Annotated in this window: 17 protein-coding genes; 5 read left to right on the forward strand and 12 right to left on the reverse strand. The window is 64.5% G+C overall.

All coding sequences use genetic code 11. The annotated features are described in order from the left end of the window. Nucleotides 1–37: 37 nt before the first annotated feature. Entirely contained in the window at nt 38–454 is a 417-nt protein-coding gene (locus FCU66_RS31160; RefSeq protein ID WP_136619567.1) for a GFA family protein, read from the forward strand. Nucleotides 455–478: 24 nt separating this feature from the next. On the opposite strand, the gene FCU66_RS31165 is transcribed toward FCU66_RS31160, so the two are convergent. The 9 genes from FCU66_RS31165 to FCU66_RS41385 all read right to left on the reverse strand — a co-directional run bounded on the left by FCU66_RS31165 (nt 479) and on the right by FCU66_RS41385 (nt 8,605). Further along, on the reverse strand, nt 479–1,780 hold the full coding sequence (locus FCU66_RS31165; protein WP_206077151.1) for a low temperature requirement protein A: 1,302 nt from the start codon (nt 1,778–1,780) through the stop codon (nt 479–481). 154 nt (nt 1,781–1,934) lie between these two features. After that, nucleotides 1,935–3,002 (reverse strand): D-alanine--D-alanine ligase family protein, encoded by a 1,068-nt coding sequence (locus FCU66_RS31175; protein WP_136619570.1) that lies wholly within the window; start codon nt 3,000–3,002, stop codon nt 1,935–1,937. Nucleotides 3,003–3,129: 127 nt separating this feature from the next. Then, the gene (locus FCU66_RS31180) at nt 3,130–4,005 is read right to left on the reverse strand and encodes an SMP-30/gluconolactonase/LRE family protein (RefSeq protein WP_136619571.1); all 876 of its coding nucleotides are present in this window, start codon (nt 4,003–4,005) and stop codon (nt 3,130–3,132) included. After that, on the reverse strand, nt 4,005–4,643 hold the full coding sequence (locus FCU66_RS31185) for a 2-dehydro-3-deoxy-6-phosphogalactonate aldolase (RefSeq protein ID WP_136619572.1): 639 nt from the start codon (nt 4,641–4,643) through the stop codon (nt 4,005–4,007). Before FCU66_RS31185 ends, FCU66_RS31180 begins: the two co-directional genes overlap by 1 nt. Then, the gene (locus FCU66_RS31190; protein WP_136619573.1) at nt 4,640–5,599 is read right to left on the reverse strand and encodes a 2-dehydro-3-deoxygalactonokinase; all 960 of its coding nucleotides are present in this window, start codon (nt 5,597–5,599) and stop codon (nt 4,640–4,642) included. Before FCU66_RS31190 ends, FCU66_RS31185 begins: the two co-directional genes overlap by 4 nt. Then, complete coding sequence (locus tag FCU66_RS31195; protein WP_136619574.1) at nt 5,596–6,363, reverse strand: SDR family NAD(P)-dependent oxidoreductase; 768 nt, start codon at nt 6,361–6,363, stop codon at nt 5,596–5,598. The genes FCU66_RS31190 and FCU66_RS31195 overlap by 4 nt, the downstream gene beginning before the upstream one ends. A gap of 165 nt (nt 6,364–6,528) precedes the next feature. Next, nucleotides 6,529–7,878 (reverse strand): putative bifunctional diguanylate cyclase/phosphodiesterase, encoded by a 1,350-nt coding sequence (locus FCU66_RS31200; protein ID WP_136619575.1) that lies wholly within the window; start codon nt 7,876–7,878, stop codon nt 6,529–6,531. A 185-nt stretch (nt 7,879–8,063) separates the two neighbouring features. Continuing rightward, on the reverse strand, nt 8,064–8,462 hold the full coding sequence (locus FCU66_RS31205; RefSeq protein WP_136619576.1) for a GtrA family protein: 399 nt from the start codon (nt 8,460–8,462) through the stop codon (nt 8,064–8,066). Beyond that, entirely contained in the window at nt 8,459–8,605 is a 147-nt protein-coding gene (locus FCU66_RS41385; protein ID WP_168991971.1) for a hypothetical protein, read from the reverse strand. Before FCU66_RS41385 ends, FCU66_RS31205 begins: the two co-directional genes overlap by 4 nt. Nucleotides 8,606–8,855: 250 nt before the next feature. Here FCU66_RS41385 and gshB point away from each other — a divergent pair, with 250 nt between their 5' ends. From gshB to FCU66_RS31225, 4 genes are all read left to right on the forward strand, one after another. Beyond that, nucleotides 8,856–9,797 carry a glutathione synthase gene (gshB, locus tag FCU66_RS31210; protein WP_136619577.1) on the forward strand — a complete coding sequence of 314 codons (942 nt, stop codon included), beginning with the start codon at nt 8,856–8,858 and terminating at the stop codon, nt 9,795–9,797. Between the two features lie 234 nt (nt 9,798–10,031). Next, the gene (locus tag FCU66_RS31215) at nt 10,032–10,622 is read left to right on the forward strand and encodes an NAD(P)H-dependent oxidoreductase (protein ID WP_136619578.1); all 591 of its coding nucleotides are present in this window, start codon (nt 10,032–10,034) and stop codon (nt 10,620–10,622) included. Nucleotides 10,623–10,868: 246 nt separating this feature from the next. After that, nucleotides 10,869–12,401 carry a YifB family Mg chelatase-like AAA ATPase gene (locus FCU66_RS31220; protein WP_136619579.1) on the forward strand — a complete coding sequence of 511 codons (1,533 nt, stop codon included), beginning with the start codon at nt 10,869–10,871 and terminating at the stop codon, nt 12,399–12,401. A gap of 392 nt (nt 12,402–12,793) precedes the next feature. After that, nucleotides 12,794–13,333, forward strand: coding sequence for a J domain-containing protein (locus tag FCU66_RS31225; protein ID WP_136619580.1), 540 nt, complete (start codon nt 12,794–12,796; stop codon nt 13,331–13,333). A gap of 68 nt (nt 13,334–13,401) precedes the next feature. Here FCU66_RS31225 and FCU66_RS31230 read toward each other — a convergent pair whose 3' ends face one another. From FCU66_RS31230 to FCU66_RS31245, 3 genes are all read right to left on the reverse strand, one after another. Continuing rightward, the gene (locus FCU66_RS31230; RefSeq protein ID WP_136619581.1) at nt 13,402–15,570 is read right to left on the reverse strand and encodes a malate synthase G; all 2,169 of its coding nucleotides are present in this window, start codon (nt 15,568–15,570) and stop codon (nt 13,402–13,404) included. Nucleotides 15,571–15,834: 264 nt separating this feature from the next. Further along, the gene (locus FCU66_RS31235) at nt 15,835–17,877 is read right to left on the reverse strand and encodes a hydantoinase/oxoprolinase family protein (RefSeq protein WP_136621507.1); all 2,043 of its coding nucleotides are present in this window, start codon (nt 17,875–17,877) and stop codon (nt 15,835–15,837) included. Between the two features lie 195 nt (nt 17,878–18,072). Next, nucleotides 18,073–18,444: an endonuclease domain-containing protein gene (locus tag FCU66_RS31245; RefSeq protein ID WP_136622397.1), complete on the reverse strand. Its 372-nt coding sequence runs from the start codon at nt 18,442–18,444 to the stop codon at nt 18,073–18,075. Between the last annotated feature and the right edge of the window lie 44 nt (nt 18,445–18,488).

Genomic DNA, 18,488 nt, shown 5'->3' on the forward strand with positions numbered 1-18,488 from the left:
TCGATATCACGCAGAACAAAGCCAGTGGAGAATGACAATGACCAAGCGCTATACCGGCGGCTGTGCATGCGGCGCGATCCGCTATGAAACCAGCGGCGAGCCCATCTTCCAGAACCACTGCCAATGCATCGATTGCCAGAAGCGCAGCGGCACGGGCCATGGATCCTATATGACCTTCGGCCGGCGCGCCGATATGGCAATCACCGGCGAGGCGAGCACCTGGCGGGTGGCGGGCGCCAGTGGCAACCAGAAGATCCATGCCTTCTGCCCGACCTGCGGAACGCCGGTCTACCTGACATTCGTCGCCATGCCGGAGCTGATCGCGATCAACGCCACCAGCCTTGACGACCCCGACCAGTTCAATCCGCAGGTGGTCACCTACACGATCCGCGGCCATGCCTGGGATACGATGGATCCGTCCTTGCAGGCGTTCGAGCGAATGCCTCGGGGATAGCGCCTGCTGGCCAGTCCGCCGACACTATGCGTGAGTTGGCGGGTCCACGCCGGGGCTCTCATAGCGTGGCGAGTGCTCGCCGCTGGCGAGCGCTTCCGCCTGGTGGCGGTGGCCGAGCATTTCGTAGCCGACGATGGTTACGGCCGGGGCCAACATGAGAATGATCAGGCAGATCGCCATGTCGACACCGGCAAGTGCTGCGAGAATGGCAAGCGCCACGACCGCCGCGGTCGCGAGCAGCAGCCAGATGTGGAACGGGTCGAAGCGCTGAACGAGATAGGTGTAGAGCGCATAGATCGCCGCCAGGAAGACAGCGACGGGAACAGCTGTGGCAAGCAGTGTCGCAAGCGGGCCGATATGCGCCTTGTGCTCGATGAAATAGGCCGCGACATGCAGCCCGGCGCCGGTGGCGACGATGGCCGCGACAATCAACATCTGTCCGTAGCCCCAGACGAACGCGCGGTTGCGATGGGCATGCAGGATCGGCGCTGACGGCAGCATGTAATAAACCCACCACATGCCGAAGGTGAGCCCGGTGCCGGCGATGCAGACCAGTGCCGCATCCACGGTCCAGCCCTGTTCCTCAACCACGGCGGACAGGCTCGCCAGCGTACCGACGACCCCCTCACCCAAAGCGATGATGGCAAACAGGCTGTAGCGCTCGGCCATATGGTGCGCATGCCAGGGCGTGCCGCCATCCTTGCCTTCCGCGATCACCGGCCCCGCCATTTCGATCAGCCCGAGAATGACGGCTAGGATGATGCTGATGCCGACCGGGAAATCGACGACGATCTGCACCACCCAGCCGATCTGGGCGACCGCAATTGCCGTGACGTAGGTCAGGCAGGCACGGCGCCGGACAGGGTCCTGCCGGGCGGCGCGCAGCCATTGGAAGATCATCGCCACCCGCATGATGACATAGCCCAGCACCATCACCGAATTGTTGAGGTGCTCGCCGTGCTCGATCGAGGCGAACATGCGTGGCAGGCCGAGCGCCAGCACCAGCACGCCGATCATCTGCACCATGGTGACGAGCCGGAAAATCCAGTCGTCGGTGTCATAGGCGGAAGAGAACCAGGAGAAATTGATCCAGGCCCAGCAAATGGCGAAGCTGGCGAAAGCGAAGCCGAGCAGGGCGGCTGTGGTGTGACCTTCGGCCAACGCATGGGCGAGTTGCGACGAGGCAAAGCTGAACGCCGTCACGAAGGTCAGGTCGAACAGAAGCTCAAGCGGCGTCGCGATACGATGCACCTCATGCGGATCGCGCCCGGCCATGCGCCTGACATGATGGTGGAGGGCTTCGGGATCGACAGGTGTGGTGTTCATCGCGCGGCCTTCGCTGGACTCTTTGTTTTGACGCAATTCCCAAGGGAAAGCGCTACGCGCTTTTCCCGGGAAAACCGCTTCACACTTTTCCTGGAATTGCTTTCGGGTCGTTGGCCGACACTAGAGGCAGGGCGAAAGCCGTCAAGGCGGGCAGCTATCGGTTGACGCCGATCAGCCGGCTGGCCGCGGTCTCGGCCATGGCATCGGCCAGCTCGAAGCCCCATTGCTGGCGGCAATAGGCGCGGAAATCGAAGCAGGGCAGGCCGGGGCAGACCTCGAACTCGATGAGGTGGACGGTGTCGTCGGCCTCGACCCTGAGATCGATGGAAAACACATCGCGCAGGCCGAGCCCGCTCATCAGCCGCTCCGCGATCGCGCGAATCCTGGCGTCGGCGACCGGCTGGCTGTCGCCAACCGCGACGAGTTCCGGCTCGGCGTAATGTCCCGCCGCTTTCGCGGCCTCGCCGGTGTCGCCATAGAGCGCCAGACTGTCCGCCATGATCTGGAAATCGGCCCCTGAATCGACAAAGGTGACACCAAGCGCCTCGACCCCGGCGCCAGGCACCAGGCCGAGAAAACTGGCGCGCACGTTGCGGCCGGCGACATAGGGTTGGACGACGACATCATCGCGATAGGCCGAAAACACGCGCCGGCTGAGCTCCAAAGCGAGGCCGAGATCGTGGCAGCGCGAATCCGGCCAGATGCCGATCTTGGCGCCAAGCCGGTTGGGCTTGACGAACCAGCCGGCGGGCGAGGCCGGCGGCTCGACCAGCCATTTGCCGTCGCGCGCAAGACCGGCCTGCGGCACCGGCAGGCCGAGCGCGCCGAGCACGGCGCCGGAGCGGAACTTGTCCTGGCAGAGCGCGAACAGCGCATCGTCGGCGCCGATCGTTTTGAACCCACCCAGTCTCGCCAAAGCGGGCGCCGCGCCGCCCCGGAAATAGGCAATGCCGTCGGTCAGCGTCCAGACCAGCGTTGTGCCGGGATGCTCACCGGCCAGGAGGCTTGCGGCGTCGTCCAGCGCCACCGGCGTGAACGACAGGCCGCGTGCCTGGCAGGCGCGGCCAAGCGCATCGAATTCAGGAGCGAGATCGGTCGACTGCGCCAGATAGGACGCAATTTCGGCCGCGCGCTCCGGTGTATGGCCGTCAGCGACCAGACGGTCCAGGCAGGCCTTTTCCAGCTCGTAAACGAGGATCAGTCTTGGCTTGCGGCTCGGCATGAGATGAACGATTCCCGGCGGTACGATCGCCTACCATCGCACGGCGAAGGCAATAGGCTCTCGCGAAACCGACACCGTGCGGGCGGTTGCGTGACAACGCGCCGGCCGACCGCAGAATGCGGTTCAATCAGGCGATCAGCACGCGCGGCTCGAAGCGCCCATTGACGGGAATGTCGAGCAGGAAGGTCATGCCCGCCTGCGGATCGAGCTGGCGCTGCTTTTCGTCCTTGCCCTTCCAGGCGGACGTGACCGCCAAGCGATCGGCTTTCTGGCCGACGAAGGCCGGGCAGGACGGCTGCGTCACCGGCATCGGGATTTCGCGCAGCAGCGCGCCTTCAGGCGAATAGGCCTTGACCACCTTGCCGCCCCAGACGGCGTTCCACAGCACGCCATCGCGGTCGACGACCGAGCCGTCGACATAACCCTTGGACGAGCGGTGATCGACGAACACCTTCGGCTCGCCAGTAGGCAGGCCGGTGGCCGGGTCGCAGGCGATGCGCATCAGCAGCCCGGTCGCGGTGTCGGTGTAGTAGGCGAGCGCGCCGTCTTCGGAAAAACAGATCGAGTTGGAGACGGTGATGTCGGAAAAAAGCTTGCGCAACTCTGCCTTGAAAAACCAGTAGATCGAACCGGCGCCCTTTTCCTCCTTCTTGCCCATCGTGCCCATCCACAGGGCACCGCAGGGATGGACGCGCGAATCGTTGGAACGCGTGAGCGCATTGTCGGCCTCAACAGCCGTATGCAGCGTCAGCGTGCCGGTCGCCACGTCGCGGACAAAGAGGCCGGTCTCGGTGACGATCAGCTGGCGCTTGTCGTCGATGATGGCGATGGCGCTGGCCATCTGGCCAAGCTCGTGGATCTTCAGCGAGCCGGAGGCGACGCCCTGTTCCAACAAAAGGCCGTTGACGATGTCGAACCAGAACAGCGCATCGGTGGCGGGATCGTAGCTCGGCCCTTCGCCGAGCTGGCAGATGTGATCGGAGAAAACCGAAACCTCGCTCATCATGCTTCCCCGAACACCGCGTCCCAGGCCGCGACGGCGGCGTGTGCGCGTGCCGCTACGTCGTCAACGCTCATGCCCGGCTTGAACAGGCTGGAGCCCAATCCGAAGGCCGTCACGCCCGCCGCCTTGTAGCCGGCAAAATCTTTTTCAGAGACGCCGCCGACGGCGCCGACCACCGTTTGCGCCGGCAACACCGCGCGCATCGCGGAAATGCCGCCGGCGCCCAGCACGCTCGCCGGGAAGAATTTCAGCGCCGAGGCGCCGAGCTTGATCGCCAGGAAAGCCTCGGTCGGCGTGAACACGCCGGGCATCGTCACCATGCCGTGGTGCATGGCACGCGCCATCACCTCGGCATCGATGTTGGGGCTGACCAGAAGCCGCCCGCCGGCCTTGTGCAAGCCATCGACATCGGCCGGCGTCAGCACTGTGCCGGCGCCGACCAGGGCTGTTTTTGGAAGCACTTCGACGATCCGGGCGATCGACGAAAACGGCTCCGGTGAGTTGAGCGGCACTTCGATCGCCTCGATGCCGGCGTCGAACAGCGCCTGGCCTATTGCGATCGCCTCGGTCGGCTTGAGGCCGCGCAGGATGGCGACCAGCCCGCGCTTGAGCTTGGGGAAAGGTGCGGTCTGGCTCATCGGGCTGCTCCAATTCTGGCGATCATGCCGTTCTCACGCGCCGCCTCGACGAGACCGGCACGCACTGCCTCGTCGGCGTCGACGGTCCGGACCTCAAGCCCGGCAAGACCAAGTGCGGCCTGGTAGAGCGCGGCCAGCGCGCCGGAGGCGATTAGCACCACGGGTTCCGCGCCGGCGCCATGGCGGCGGCTGGCCGAGGCGATCTCGCCACCGATCAAAAGGCCGGACAGGCAGGCGGCGGCATCGTCGGCTTTCAGGTCCTGCAGCAGGCCGGCGGCGCGGATGGAAAACAGCCGCGAGGTGACATCCCCGCCTTCGCCCAACGCGGTTTCGCACCAGCGGCGGAAGAACGGATTGTCCGATGTGACCGGCTTCGGATGTTCGCCGAGCGAATGGCGCAGGATCGAGTGCGCGGCAAGCACCGAGAACAGCTCGCCGGTCGGCCAGGTGCCGAAACCGGCAACCGCGCCGTCCTCGACCAGCACCCATTTCGAATGGGTGCCGGGCATGCAGACCAGCTGGCGTCCCCTGGCCGGCAGGCCGGCGCCGGCGAGCTGGGTTTCCTCGCCGCGCATGACGTCGGGCGCGTCAGTCAGCCGCTGGGCAAGACCCGGGACGATGCGGATGTCGCGGCTTTGGCCTGGCACCTTGGCAGCACCGGCCAGGATGGCACCGATCGGCGCCGGCACGGTGACATAGGGCGCCTCCAGCCAGCCCTGCCGGGAACCGGCCATGCCGCAGATGATGACGGGCAGCGCCTCCGGTGCTCCCATCGCCGCCAGATGCCCTTCGAGAAGGATCGAAAAACCTTTCTGCTGCGCGGTGATCAGGCCATCATCGCCGCGGCGTTCGGCAAGCACCTTGCCTTGCCCGTCGATCAGCCAGACCCGCATGCGGGTCGTGCCCCAGTCGACAGCGGCTACCGCCGGCGCGTTGCTGGCAAACCCTGGGCTCACAGGAAACCTCCATCGACGATCAGCATCTGCGCGGTCAGCATGCGCGAGGCGTCCGAGGCGAGGAACAGCACGGTGCCGACGATGTCGTCCGGCTGCATCACCTGCTTGATGCACTGCTTGGCGACATGGGCGGCAAGCGCCTGTTCGGTCACCCAGAGTTCCTTCTGCCGCTCGGTGATCACCCAGCCGGGTGCAATGGCGTTGACGCGGATGCCGTCCACACCGAGCTTGCCGGCCAGCCCCTTGGTCAGACCCAGGATGCCGGCCTTCGCGGCCGTGTAGGACGGCATGTCGGGGTGGTTGATCAGATAGGATGTCGAGGTGAAGTTGATGATAGAACCGCCGCCGGCCCGCTTCATGCCCGGCGCCACCGCTTGCGCGGTGAAGAAATGCGGCCTGAGATTAATGGCCTGGTTGTTGTCCCAGAACTCGACCGTCACGTCCTCGACGGCGTGGCGTTCATCCCAGGCCGCATTGTTGACCAGCACGGTGACATCGCCATGCGCCTCGGCGGCCTTCGCGGCGGACGCACGCAGAGCCTCGACGTCGCGCAGGTCGGTCTTGATATAGAGCGGTCGCTTGCCGAACGCCTTCTCGATGCGGTCGGCAAGGGCCGTGCTCGGACCATCGGCGATGTCGACGAAGGCGACATTGGCGCCCTGGCGCACAAAACCCTCGGTCAGTGCCGCGCCAATTCCGGAGCCGCCGCCGGTGATCAGCACCGAGGCTCCTTCGAGGTCGGCAAAATGCGCCGATGGCATCATCGTTCTTGTCTCCCAGCGTGACCGGCGCGCATCCTAGCCACGCAAGGCGCGCGGGCAAGGGCGAACCGCCGGATTTCTGGGCTTATGTCAGACAAAACGACAATGCGCCGCACCGGATGCGCGCGGCGGCACCGTCGGGATTGCCAGCGGCTTCGAGATCGCCGGTCAGATCGCCTTGGCGCGCAAGGCGCCGCGGAAGGAATCGCGGAGATAGCCGAGCGTGGCGTCGGCATCGACCGGCTTGCCGAACAGATAGCCTTGCCCGCCAGCGCAGCCGAACTGGACCAGGCGGTCGGCCTGCGCCTCCTGCTCGATGCCTTCGGCGACGACGTCCATGCCGAGCCCTTCGCACATGGCGAGAATGGCGCGGATGATGTGTTCGGACGGCCTATCGTCGAGAATGGAAGAGACGAAGGCGCGGTCGATCTTGAGCTTGTCGAAATGGAATTCGCGCAGACGGCCGAGCGAGGACTGGCCGGTGCCGAAATCGTCGAGCGAGACGCGGATGCCGACGCGGCGCAGGTCCTCCACGATCTGCGCGGCCGAGGCCGGGTCGTTCATCAGGCCGGTCTCGGTGATCTCGATCTCCAGCCGGCGCGGATCGAAGCCGGTGCGGTCGAGGATCGCCAGTATGTGCAGGCCGGTGTTCTGGTCGACGAGCTGCGAGGGTGACAGGTTGAACGACAGGAACAGGTCCTTCGGCCAGCTTCTGGCGGCCTCTGTCGCCTTGCGCAGCACCAGCTGCGACAGCGGGCCGATGATGCCGCGCTCCTCGGCGATGGGAATGAAGACGGTTGGCGGCACGGAGCCCAAGTCGCGATCGGTCCAGCGCGCCAGCGTCTCGAAACCGATGGTGCGGCGCGTGTTGAGGTCGACGATGGGCTGGAAATGCGGCTCCACCTCGCCGGCCGAGACAGCCCGGCGCAGCGCCTGTTCGATACGGGTAACGCGCTTGGCCGCTTCTTCCATCTCGCGGGTGTAGACGACGACGCGGCCACGACCGGAACGCTTGGCGTGATAGAGTGCCGTTTCGGCCTTGTTGATGAGGATCTCGGTGGTCTCGTCGCCCGAAGAAAACAGCGAGCAGCCAACCGAGGCCGAGAGCCTGGCAGTGCGTTCGCCGACATCATAGGGCGCCGACAGGATCTCGATCAGCATGCGGGACTTTTCAGCCGCTGCATCCTCGCTGAACACCAGGGGATAGAGGAAGGCGAACTCGTCGGCGCCGATGCGGCAGACCGTTGAGTGGCTGTCCATCGAGGCGCGCAGCCGCATGGCGACCTGGATCAGGATATCGTCACCGGCCTTGTGGCCGAACAAATCGTTGATCGGCTTGAAGCCGTCGAGGTCGAGAATGCCGACGGTAAAGGGTGCGGGATCGTCGGCACGATCGCTGATCAGGCGATCGACCTTGTCGAAGAAGCGGCGATGGTTGCCAAGCCCGGTCAACGGATCGGTGAATGCCAGATCCGTGCTCTCCCTGTTTGCCTGACCGGTGCCAAACGAAGTTTGCATCGGTGTCCCTGTTTTGTGACGTCGGAATTTATTTCCGAGACTGGCAGCAAACCCTTTAGGAAACGTATCGCGAAAATCGATTTTTCACGGGTAAGCGGCGTCATGTGCCCAGGGGCTGATGCGACGTGCGGCGCGGGCTGGCGACGGTCACTTCACAAAGCGCAAAATGGCGCGCGGAAAATGAGCTAACCGCGCGTCGGAAACACCCATAGCGACGACATGACGTAGCTCACCGCGCCTGCGGCAACCGTCGTCAGCGCCGACATGGCGAACGCCGACAAGCCGAAACGCGTGACCGCCAGGTGCGACACCAGGCCCGAAAACAGCGCGCATCCCAGCTGCAGGGCAAGATAGCGCGGCATGGCGCTGATGTGATCGTGCTGGCCGCCGAATGTCCAGCCGCGCTGTGCGCTATAGGCAACAACAAAGGCAATCGCATAGGCGACGACACTGCCGATGAAGGGCGAAAGGCCCAGCGACACCAGGAACCACGACAGAACGAAGAACAGCAATGCGGCGCCGACGCCGACCGTCAGGAATCGGAACAGGCGTGTCTGGACAAAGGCCGGCAAGGCTTCGCTCATCCGTCGCGCGCCGGCGGCTGGTTGGCCGGCAACTCATCGGCCGGCAAGTCATCGGCCGACAAGTCATCGTTGAGGCATGGCATCAAGATGGTGAGCTCGAGCTGTTTGGTTGCAGCGGCACGGATGGCGGTGACGGCGTTCATGGTCGTTGTTCCATCGAGTGCCCGGGGTTGCGTCAGCGCGGCCGGGCGCATTCGGGGCTTACCCTTGCACGGCAAGGCTTAAGAAAGCGATGACGCGCAGCCTCGCCGTGGCTCCAGATGGCCGGCAGATCGGGCGCTGGCCCAGCTTTGCAACTTGCTGATGCCAATCTTCAAAATGTCGCGATTGGCAGACGGGCAGTGAGCCTGTACAGGCAAGACAGTCGCCCATCCGAGCCGCCGGAGACCCGCCATGAAGCTGAAAATTGCCGTCCAGATGGACCACATCTCCACCGTGTCGATCGCCGGCGACACCTCGTTCGCGCTGTCGCTGGAAGCGCAGCGACGCGGCCATCTTCTGTTCCACTACACGCCGGACCGGCTGTCACTGCGCGACGGCAAGGTGTTTGCCCGCATCGAGGAGATGCAGGTCCGCGACGAGAAGGGCAGCCACTATTCGCTGGGCGAGAGGGTGCGTACCGATCTGTCGGAGATGGACGTCGTCCTGCTGCGCCAGGATCCGCCCTTCGACATGAACTACATCACCACCACGCACATTCTGGAGCGCATCCATCCCGGGACGTTGGTGGTCAACGACCCGGCCTGGGTGCGCAACAGCCCGGAAAAGATCTTCGTCACCGAGTTTCCCGACCTGATGCCGGACACGCTGATCACCAAGGATCCGCTCGAAGTTGCCGCCTTCCGCAAGGAGTTCGGCGACATCATCGTCAAGCCGCTCTACGGCAATGGCGGCTCCGGCGTCTTCCATCTGCTCGAGGGGGACCGCAACCTTGCCTCGCTGCTGGAAATGTTCGGCCAGATGTTCCGCGAACCCTATATCGTGCAGCGCTATCTGAAGGACGTGCGCAAGGGCGACAAGCGCATCATCCTGATCGACGGCGAGCCGGTCGGCGCCATCAACCGGGTGCCGGCCGAGCATGATTCCCGCTCCAACATGCATGTCGGCGGCCGCGCCGAAAAGACCGAACTGACGGAACGCGAGCGCGAGATCTGCGCCCGCATCGGGCCGGCGCTGAAAGAGCGCGGCTTCATCCTCGTCGGCATCGACGTCATCGGCGACTACATGACCGAGATCAACGTGACCTCGCCGACCGGCGTGCGCGAGGTCAAGCGCTTCGGCGGCGCCGACATCGCCAGCCTGTTCTGGGACGCGGTCGAGGGGAAGAGGAAGTAACCGTTTTCATTTTGTCTTAACCATGTTCCGTTTTTGCAACCGGGTACAACCCGGCCGCGACCGGCGCGGCTGTGTATTCTTGTAATGTTCTTGATTTGATCAGGCGATTGTATAAGCCCGCTGCGGATCGACACCGGCGATGGGCTTTCCTTCCCCGCCACTGACCTTGCTGTTTCCTGTTGGTTGCGCGACAGCTAATATGTGCGTGTAGTTCGAAGCCTGAAGGCTCACGCCATGAAAATCAATGTCGTCTACGCGCATCCACTAGCCGACAGCTACCAGGCGGCGCTCCACAAACGAGTCGTTCAGACCCTCAAAGCCAGGGGTGACGAGGTCGTTGATTTCGATCTCCATCAGATGAAGTTCGATCCTGTGATGCATGCCGAAGAAAGACATGGTCACTTTGATCCTGCCCAGGCACCCAGCGACTTGCAGATTTATATCGACGCGTTGAGATGGGCGGAGGCCTGCGTTTTCTGCTTTCCGACATGGTGGTCGGGCATGCCTGCAATCCTGAAGGGTTATTTTGATCGAGTTTGGCGACCAGGGGTGGCTTACGAGTTGCCGGCAGACGGTGGCATGATCAAGCCGGCGCTATTGAACATCCGGCGGATGGGCGTTGTCACTACATGCGGGTCGCCGTGGTGGTATACCGAACTGTACATGCAAAACCCGGGAAGGAAGGTGCTGCTGCGAGGCCTCAAGACTATGTGCGGCCGCAACGTGAAGCACCTCTACCTGACGAGATATTCTGTCGAAAACATCTCTGACAACCAGAGGGAAATGTTTGCCCGCAAGGTGGAGCGCCTGTTCGAAAAATTCTAGCCATCCATGCCCGGGAATCTCATCCTTGATGCCGGCGAGCCTTTGACGAAGAGGGCGCTCAAGCTTCCGATCGAAGCCCAACTTATGAACGGCGCGTCCTTGCCGGCAGCATTCTTCACCGTCGTAAGGCGGCCATATGTTCTCGTAATGTTCTTGCCTAACTCTGAAATCTGTGGTTGTCTTCCTTGACTTCGCTTGCACCCTGGTCGCCAGGGCATGGGCGAACACCTATCCGGGGGCATAAAAATGGTGGCGCGGGTTCGCACGGTCGCTTTCCAGGGCATCGAGGCTGTGCCGGTCGACGTGCAGGTGATGATCGCGCCCGGCAAGGTCAACATGCACATCGTCGGCCTGGCCGACAAGGCAGTGGCGGAAAGCCGCGAGCGGGTGCAGGCAGCGCTGCATGCTTCCGGCCTGTCGATGCCGTCGAAGAAGGTCACGGTCAATCTGGCACCCGCCGACCTGCCCAAGGAGGGCAGCCATTACGATCTGCCGATCGCGCTTGGCCTGATGGCCGCCCTTGGCGCCATTCCGGGCGACATGCTGGCCGGCTATGTCGTGCTTGGCGAATTGTCGCTCGACGGCACGATTGCCGCGGTCGCCGGCGCCTTGCCGGCGGCGATCGGCGCCAATGCCGAGGGCAAGGGCCTGATCTGCCCGTTCGCCTGCGGGCCGGAAGCGGCCTGGGCGGGCAAGGATTTCGACATTCTGGCGCCGCGCAGCCTGATCGCCATCGCCAATCATTTCCGCGGCACGCAGGTCCTGTCGCGGCCGGAGGCGGGCATCCACGCCGCGGCGCGCGATCTGCCCGATCTCGCCGACATCAAGGGCCAGGAGACCGCCAAGCGGGCGCTGGAGGTGGCGGCGGCCGGTGGGCACAATCTGCTGATGATCGGCCCGCCCGGTTCAGGAAAATCGATGCTGGCGCAGCGGCTGCCGTCGATCCTGCCACCGCTGGCGCCGAAGGAATTGCTGGAAGTCTCGATGATCGCCTCGGTGGCGGGAGAGCTCGGCGAAGGCAAATTGACCGACCGGCGGCCGTTCCGCGCGCCGCACCATTCGGCCTCGATGGCGGCGATGGTTGGCGGCGGCATCCGCGCGCGACCGGGTGAAGTGTCGCTCGCCCATCACGGCGTGCTGTTCCTCGACGAGTTTCCCGAGTTCACGCCGCAGACGCTCGATGCGCTGCGCCAGCCGCTGGAGACCGGCGACTGCATGATCGCGCGCGCCAACCATCGCGTCACCTATCCGGCACGCATCCAGCTGGTGGCGGCGATGAACCCGTGCCGGTGCGGGATGGCCGGCGAGCCCGGCTATCGCTGCCTGCGCGGCGAGCGCTGCCGCACCGACTACCAGGCGCGTATCTCCGGTCCGCTGCTCGACCGTATCGATCTCCGGATCGAGGTGCCGGCGGTCTCGGCCAGCGACCTGATCCGGCCCGACCGGGCGGAGAAAAGTGCCGATGTGGCGCTGCGCGTGGCACGCGCCCGCACCATCCAGCGCGAGCGTTTCGAGCGCCTCGGCGCTACCCGCGCCACCACCAACGCGCATTGCGCGCCGTCGGTGATCGAAGAGATCGCCATGCCTGACGCCGCCGGCCTGTCGCTGCTCAAGGACGCCAGCGAAAAGCTCGCTTTTTCGGCGCGGGCCTATCACCGGGTGCTGAAAGTCGCGCGGACATTGGCCGATCTCGACGCCAGCGAGACCGTCGGCCGCATCCATCTGGCCGAAGCGATTTCTTATCGGATGAGTTCGGAGCGCGTGGCGCAGGCGGCGTAGGTCACTTGCCTTCTGATGGCCGTGCTTGCGGTTGTGGTTTTTGGTCCCGTGGGCGAAATCTGGCAGTACGCGATCGCGCGACAAGCCGACCCTGCCACGCCGCCTTCCGCGATCACGCCATAACCGCCACCCAACGAATCGACCATCTCTGCAGTGCGGCGGACCTGATTGTCCGCTTGGCCGGCGTCCTCACCACCCAACGGCCCCCACCGAACGGACGCCGGCCATTTTCTTGATCTTCACCAGAAGCGTGGCCGCCATCAATGCCAGACTAAAGTCTTGGCTGCCGCAAGCAAAGGTCTGACGTAACCGCTTTGGTTCCGTCCTGGTTCATTGGACGTTCCTTATTTTAGTCGATGCGAATATATTATAGCTGTTGAGGGTGTACCGCTATGTTCATTGACTACTACGAAGTTTTAGAAGTTAGCCCAAACGCCAACTCGGAAACGCTGGAGCGCATATTTCGCTATTTTGCGATGCGCTATCATCCAGACAATCAGCAGACTGGCGATGAAGCCCGCTTCAGCGAAATCGTAGAAGCCCACAATACGCTCAAGGATCCGGTCAAGCGCGCTCAATACGACATCGCGTACAGAGACCATGCCGGCCTTCGCCGCGAGTTGACCGAGGAAGCCAGCAACGCCAAAGGCATCGAGCGGGATGGTGTGATCCAGGCCCAACTGCTTTCGCTGCTTTATGCGAAGCGCCGGCACGACGTCACCGATCCCGGGATCGGAGATGTAGAGCTCGAACGCTTGTCAGGCTGTCCGCGAGAACATCTCGAGTTCCATCTCTGGTATCTGAAAGCGAAGGGATGGATCGCAAGGATAGAAAACGGGACGATCGCGATTACGGTGGAAGGCGTCGATCGCGCCAACTCCGAACACCGTCGCGATCCCACCATTCGGCTCCTGGACCATACAGCTCCCTAAACGCTCTATCTCCGCGCGAAAGCCAGGTCGAAGACCCGCCGCCCTATTCACGGCAGGGACTGGCCTCTTCAGCCCTGCTGCGCCTTCAGTTCCAGCCGCCGCGCGTGCAGCACCGGTTCGGTGTAGCCGTTGGGCTGGACACGGCCCTTGAAGACCAGGTCGCAGGCCGCCAGGAAGGCGATCGAGTTGTCGAAGTCGGCCGCCATCGGCTGGTAGAGCGGATCGCCGACATTCTGCAGATCGACGATCGCCGCCATGCGCCGCAGGGAATCCATCACCTGGATGCGAGAACAGACGTCGTGATGCAGCCAGTTGGCGATGTGCTGCGAGGAAATGCGCAGCGTGGCGCGGTCTTCCATCAGGCCGACATCGTTGATGTCAGGCACCTTTGAGCAACCGACGCCCTGGTCGATCCAGCGCACGACATAGCCCAGAATGCCTTGCGCGTTGTTGTCGAGCTCGCGCTGGATCTCGTCGGGAGTCCAGTTCGGCCTGACCGCGACCGGCACCGACAGGATGTCGTCGAGCTTCGCCTTGGGCCGGCTCTTCAGCGCTGCCTGCACCGCGTGGACATCGACCTTGTGATAGTGCGTGGCATGCAGCGTCGCCGCCGTCGGCGAGGGCACCCAGGCGGTGTTGGCGCCGGCCTTGGGGTGGGCGATCTTCTCGACCAGCATCGCCGCCATCAGATCCGGCATCGCCCACATGCCCTTGCCGATCTGGGCGTGGCCGGCCAGCCCGCATTCGAGCCCGGTGTCGACATTCCACGCCTCGTAGGCGGAAATCCAGGCGGCCTGCTTCATGTCGCCCTTGCGGATCATCGGGCCGGCTTCCATCGAGGTGTGGATCTCGTCGCCGGTGCGATCGAGGAAGCCGGTGTTGATGAACACGACGCGCTCTTTTGCGGCGCGGATTGCTTCCTTGAGGTTGACGGTGGTGCGCCGCTCCTCGTCCATGATGCCCATCTTGATGGTATTCTTGGCCATGCCGAGCAGGGCCTCGACACGGTCGAAGATCTCGACCGCGAAGGCGACTTCCTCCGGCCCGTGCATCTTGGGTTTCACGACATACATCGAGCCGGCGCGGGAATTGGCACGGCGGCCGTTGGTTCCGACGTCATGCAGCGCGATCAGCGCCGTCATCGCCGCATCCATAATGCCTTCCGGAACCTCGTTGCCGTCGCGGTCAAGAATCGCCGGGTTGGTCATGAGGTGGCCGACATTCCTGACCAGCATCAGCGAGCGGCCGGGCACGGTCAGCGTGCCGCCGGCGGGCGTGGTGTAGGAGCGGTCGGGATTGAGCTTGCGGACAAAACTCTTGCCGCCCTTGGTGATTTTTTCCGCAAGGTCACCCTTCATCAGGCCGAGCCAGTTGCGGTAGACGACGACCTTGTCCTGCGCATCCACCGCAGCGACCGAATCCTCGCAATCCTGGATGGTGGTCAGCGCCGATTCCAGGATGACATCGGCGATCCCCGCCGGATCGGTGCGGCCGATCTGGTTGTTGCGGTCGATCACGATCTCTATGTGCAGGCCGTTGCGCACAAGCAGCACCGCATCGGGATTGGCGGCGTCGCCACGGTAGCCGACGAATTGTTTCGGGTTGGCCAGCGTCGTTGAGCCGGCACCGGCACTCAGCCGCAAGGCGCCTTGCGCCAGCGACAGACCGTTGACGCCTGCCCATTTGCCCGAGGTGAGCGGTGCGGCCTCGTCGAGAAAGCTCTTCGTCCAGGCAACGACCTTGGCGCCGCGCGCCGGATTGAAGGCTTTGCCCTTTTCGGCGCCATCGGTTTCGGGAATGGCGTCGGTGCCGTAGAGCGCATCGTAGAGCGAGCCCCAGCGCGCATTGGCAGCGTTGAGCGCATAACGGGCATTCATCACCGGCACGACCAGCTGCGGGCCGGCAACGATCGCGATTTCGGGGTCGACATTGTCGGTCGACACGCTGAAGGCCGGGCCTTCCGGGACGAGGTAGCCGATCTCTTTCAGGAAGCCCTTGTAGGCCTCCATGTCGACGGGTGCGCCATGGTCGCGATACCAGCCGTCTATCTGTTCCTGGATGGCGTCGCGCTTTGCCAGCAGCGCCCGGTTCTTCGGTGCCAAATCATGGACGATGGCTGAGAAGCCATTCCAGAAGGCGTCCGCTTCGATGCCGGTGCCCGGCAGCGCTTCCCTGGCCACGAACTCATGCAGCTCGCGGGCAATCCGCAATCCGGCGATCTCGATGCGATCGGTCATCAGGCTACTCCAGATGAAAGGCTTTGCGGGCCTTTGGCATGTCAGGGTGGCAGGGTCAATTCAGCTTAGGGTGAAGGGGACGTATTTAGCGGTCGGTGACGCTGCCAATCTCCCCCCTCGAGGGGGAGATGGCCGGCAGGCCAGAGGGGGTCGCCGAACGTAAGGCGCTAGCCTCTTCTGTTCAAAGCAGAGGTCGCGTCCCGTCGAACCGACCCCCTCTGTCGCCTTCGGCGACATCTCCCCCTCAAGGGGGGAGATCAGCCGCTACCCCGCAATGCGCGGCCTTCCCGAGGCCACCGCCACCACATGCGCTTCGATGAACATGCGCTGGGCTTCGACGGTCGAGACGCGGAACTCGGTCGCGACGTCGATCTCGGCGCTGTCGGTGCCGGCCTCCCTGGCGCGCTGGGCGACGATGGCGCGGACATCGGCCTCGGCCGCCGCGATCGCCGCCGCCTCGTCGAGGAAATCACGCACGGTTTCGCCCGAGGCAAGACGAAACAGCCCTTCCTTGGGCTGGCTGACCCGCGCCTCGGCCGACACCCGCACCTGCCCGACGACGGCGCCGAGTGCGTTGGCGACATCGGTATCCTCCGGCACCACGCAGTCGTTGCCGATCAGCGGCGGCAGGCCGGCATAATGCAGCGGCGCCGAGGCCCCGAGGCCGATGACCGGGCGGTCTAGCGCCACGGTCAGCCGTGCAATGCCGGGATGCGCGTCGACCGCGCGCTGCACCAGCGCATGCGCCACGGTCGACGCGCCATCGAGGCCGTCCTCGGCAAAGGCGGTTTCGAGGATATATTCGGCAGACCAGCGCGTCAGCGTCACCAGCACCCGCTCCGAGATCGCTTCGGGCGAAGCGGCGATGAACTGGCCACGGCCGTCGCGCTTGCGGGCGAACAGTTCGGCGCCGAGGCGCGCAGCAACGGGGTCCCAGTTCGCCTGCTTGCCCAGCACATGGGCGGCGTCCGACGGGGTGAAGCCGGCGACATGCACCAGCCCGCGCGACACCAGCCGGTTCAGCGTCGCGTTCTGCGCATTCGAGGTCAAAAGCCTGTCGACGGCGAGCGGCACGGCACCGATGGCCTCGTAAAGCCTGGCTTCGGCGCCGGTCAGGCCGGCGGCGAGCCGGTCCGGCACGCCGGTGCGTACCGCGAAACGGCCATCCATGCGGCCGGGATTGGGCGCCCGCAACTGGCGCTCGAGTTCCGATGTGACGGCGCCGCCATGCGCCATGCCGGCCAGAGCCAGCGGCACCAGGCGGCGCGGCCCGAGCAGGATCTTCGGGTTGAGCGCGCCATCCTCCAACATCACTTCGGAATCGCCCCCGAGGCCGAAGGTGCGCATGGCGACCGCCTCGACCATGGTGCGGAAGCCGCCGACGGTGGCGCCTTCCGGATCGAGCCTGGGACGGCCGCCATCGAGCACGGCGACGTCGGTGGTGGTGCCGCCGATGTCGGACACCATGGCGTTGTCGAGCCCGGTCATGTGGCGGGCGCCGACCAGGCTGGCGGCCGGGCCGGAGAGGATGGTCTCGATCGGCCGCTGGCGGGCAAACGCCGCCGAAACCAGCGCGCCATCGCCGCGCACCACCATCAGCGGTGCCGCGATGTTGCGCGCCTCGAGAAAGCCTTCGGTCGCCGCCACCAGCCGGTCGATCATCGAGATCAGCCTGGCGTTGAGCAGCGTCGTCAGCGCCCGGCGCGGACCGCCGAGCTTGGCCGACAGCTCGTGGCTGGCGGTTACCGGCAGCCCGGTCTTTTCGCGGATCAGTTCGCGGGCGGCGATCTCATGTGCCGGATTGCGGGTGGCGAAATAGGCGCAGACGGCAAAGCCGGACACCGAGGCGCCGAGTTCCGGCAGCGCTGCCTCCAGCCCAGACAGATCGAGCCTGGCGGCATTGCCGTGCACATCGTGGCCGCCCGTGCAGAACACCACCGGATCGGTGCCCAGCGCGGCTTTCAGCCCGTCGCGGGCGAGGTCGCCCTCGGAAAAGCCGATCATCACCAGCGCGACGCGGCCGCCCTGGCCCTCGACCAGTGCGTTGGTGGCAAGCGTCGTCGACATCGAAACCAGCTTGATCGCGGCGGGATCGGTGCCGGCCTTCTGCAGCACTGCATCGACGGCGCCGGAAATGCCGACGGCGAGGTCATGCCGCGTGGTCAGCGCCTTGGCCTTGGCCAACACCTTGCCCTTGTTCGGGCCTTGTTGGGGGCCTTCCGTCTCGGACCACAGCACGGCATCGGTATAGGTGCCGCCGGTGTCGATCCCGAGGAACAGCGGCTTTGGCTTGGTCTTGGCGGTCATTTCTGATGGCGGTCCGGGTGAGGAGAGATTTGCTCCCTGCCCCTTAGCCGATACGGGCCGGGCGATAAAGCCGCGAGCGCTGGGCCAAGGGAGGAGAGCTTAATCTCCCCCCTCGTGGGGGAGATGTCCGGCAGGACAGAGGGGGGCGCTGTCCCGCTGGCCTTGCCGCGACGACAGATCCTCCAGCCGGTCCATTCAAGACGTTCCACCGAGACCAGCCGCAATCACAATATGCTGGCAAACATTATCGATGTCGCGGATGATGTCATCGTTCCAGAAGCGCAGCACGGTCCAGCCGTCTTGCTCCAAGCGCAATGTCCTAGCTTCGTCGCTTGTGACCGCTTCGGCTTTGGCATGCTGGGATCCGTCGACCTCGACGACAAGTTTCTTCTCCGGGCAAGCGAAGTCGACAATGTAACCAGCGACCGGCAATTGTCGGCGAAAGCCAAGCCCCATCAGACGGTGCGCGCGAAGCTCGTTCCAGAGCTTCAATTCGGCTGATGTCATGACCTTGCGCATCGACCTGGCGTTTGCGCGATGTTTTGGCGGCAATGGCGTGTGGGGCATTGTCAATGCTCGGTGGCTATTGAAGTTGGCGCTCTACGGCGCCC

Source organism: Mesorhizobium norvegicum (genome assembly GCF_004919685.1).
In the GTDB taxonomy this organism is placed as follows: domain Bacteria; phylum Pseudomonadota; class Alphaproteobacteria; order Rhizobiales; family Rhizobiaceae; genus Mesorhizobium; species Mesorhizobium norvegicum.

Bases quoted from the DNA above. Each gene is read 5' to 3' on its own strand.
- FCU66_RS31220 (WP_136619579.1), top strand. From the start codon at position 10,869: ATGGTGGCGCGGGTTCGCACGGTCGCTTTCCAGGGCATCGAGGCTGTG.
- FCU66_RS31200 (WP_136619575.1), bottom strand. From the start codon at position 7,878: ATGCAAACTTCGTTTGGCACCGGTCAGGCAAACAGGGAGAGCACGGAT.
- FCU66_RS31165 (WP_206077151.1), bottom strand. From the start codon at position 1,780: ATGAACACCACACCTGTCGATCCCGAAGCCCTCCACCATCATGTCAGG.
- FCU66_RS41385 (WP_168991971.1), bottom strand. From the start codon at position 8,605: ATGAACGCCGTCACCGCCATCCGTGCCGCTGCAACCAAACAGCTCGAG.
- FCU66_RS31205 (WP_136619576.1), bottom strand. From the start codon at position 8,462: ATGAGCGAAGCCTTGCCGGCCTTTGTCCAGACACGCCTGTTCCGATTC.
- FCU66_RS31180 (WP_136619571.1), bottom strand. From the start codon at position 4,005: ATGAGCGAGGTTTCGGTTTTCTCCGATCACATCTGCCAGCTCGGCGAA.
- FCU66_RS31230 (WP_136619581.1), bottom strand. From the start codon at position 15,570: ATGACCGATCGCATCGAGATCGCCGGATTGCGGATTGCCCGCGAGCTG.
- FCU66_RS31245 (WP_136622397.1), bottom strand. From the start codon at position 18,444: ATGCCCCACACGCCATTGCCGCCAAAACATCGCGCAAACGCCAGGTCG.
- FCU66_RS31225 (WP_136619580.1), top strand. From the start codon at position 12,794: ATGTTCATTGACTACTACGAAGTTTTAGAAGTTAGCCCAAACGCCAAC.
- FCU66_RS31195 (WP_136619574.1), bottom strand. From the start codon at position 6,363: ATGATGCCATCGGCGCATTTTGCCGACCTCGAAGGAGCCTCGGTGCTG.
- FCU66_RS31175 (WP_136619570.1), bottom strand. From the start codon at position 3,002: ATGCCGAGCCGCAAGCCAAGACTGATCCTCGTTTACGAGCTGGAAAAG.
- gshB (WP_136619577.1), top strand. From the start codon at position 8,856: ATGAAGCTGAAAATTGCCGTCCAGATGGACCACATCTCCACCGTGTCG.
- FCU66_RS31235 (WP_136621507.1), bottom strand. From the start codon at position 17,877: ATGACCGCCAAGACCAAGCCAAAGCCGCTGTTCCTCGGGATCGACACC.
- FCU66_RS31160 (WP_136619567.1), top strand. From the start codon at position 38: ATGACCAAGCGCTATACCGGCGGCTGTGCATGCGGCGCGATCCGCTAT.
- FCU66_RS31185 (WP_136619572.1), bottom strand. From the start codon at position 4,643: ATGAGCCAGACCGCACCTTTCCCCAAGCTCAAGCGCGGGCTGGTCGCC.
- FCU66_RS31215 (WP_136619578.1), top strand. From the start codon at position 10,032: ATGAAAATCAATGTCGTCTACGCGCATCCACTAGCCGACAGCTACCAG.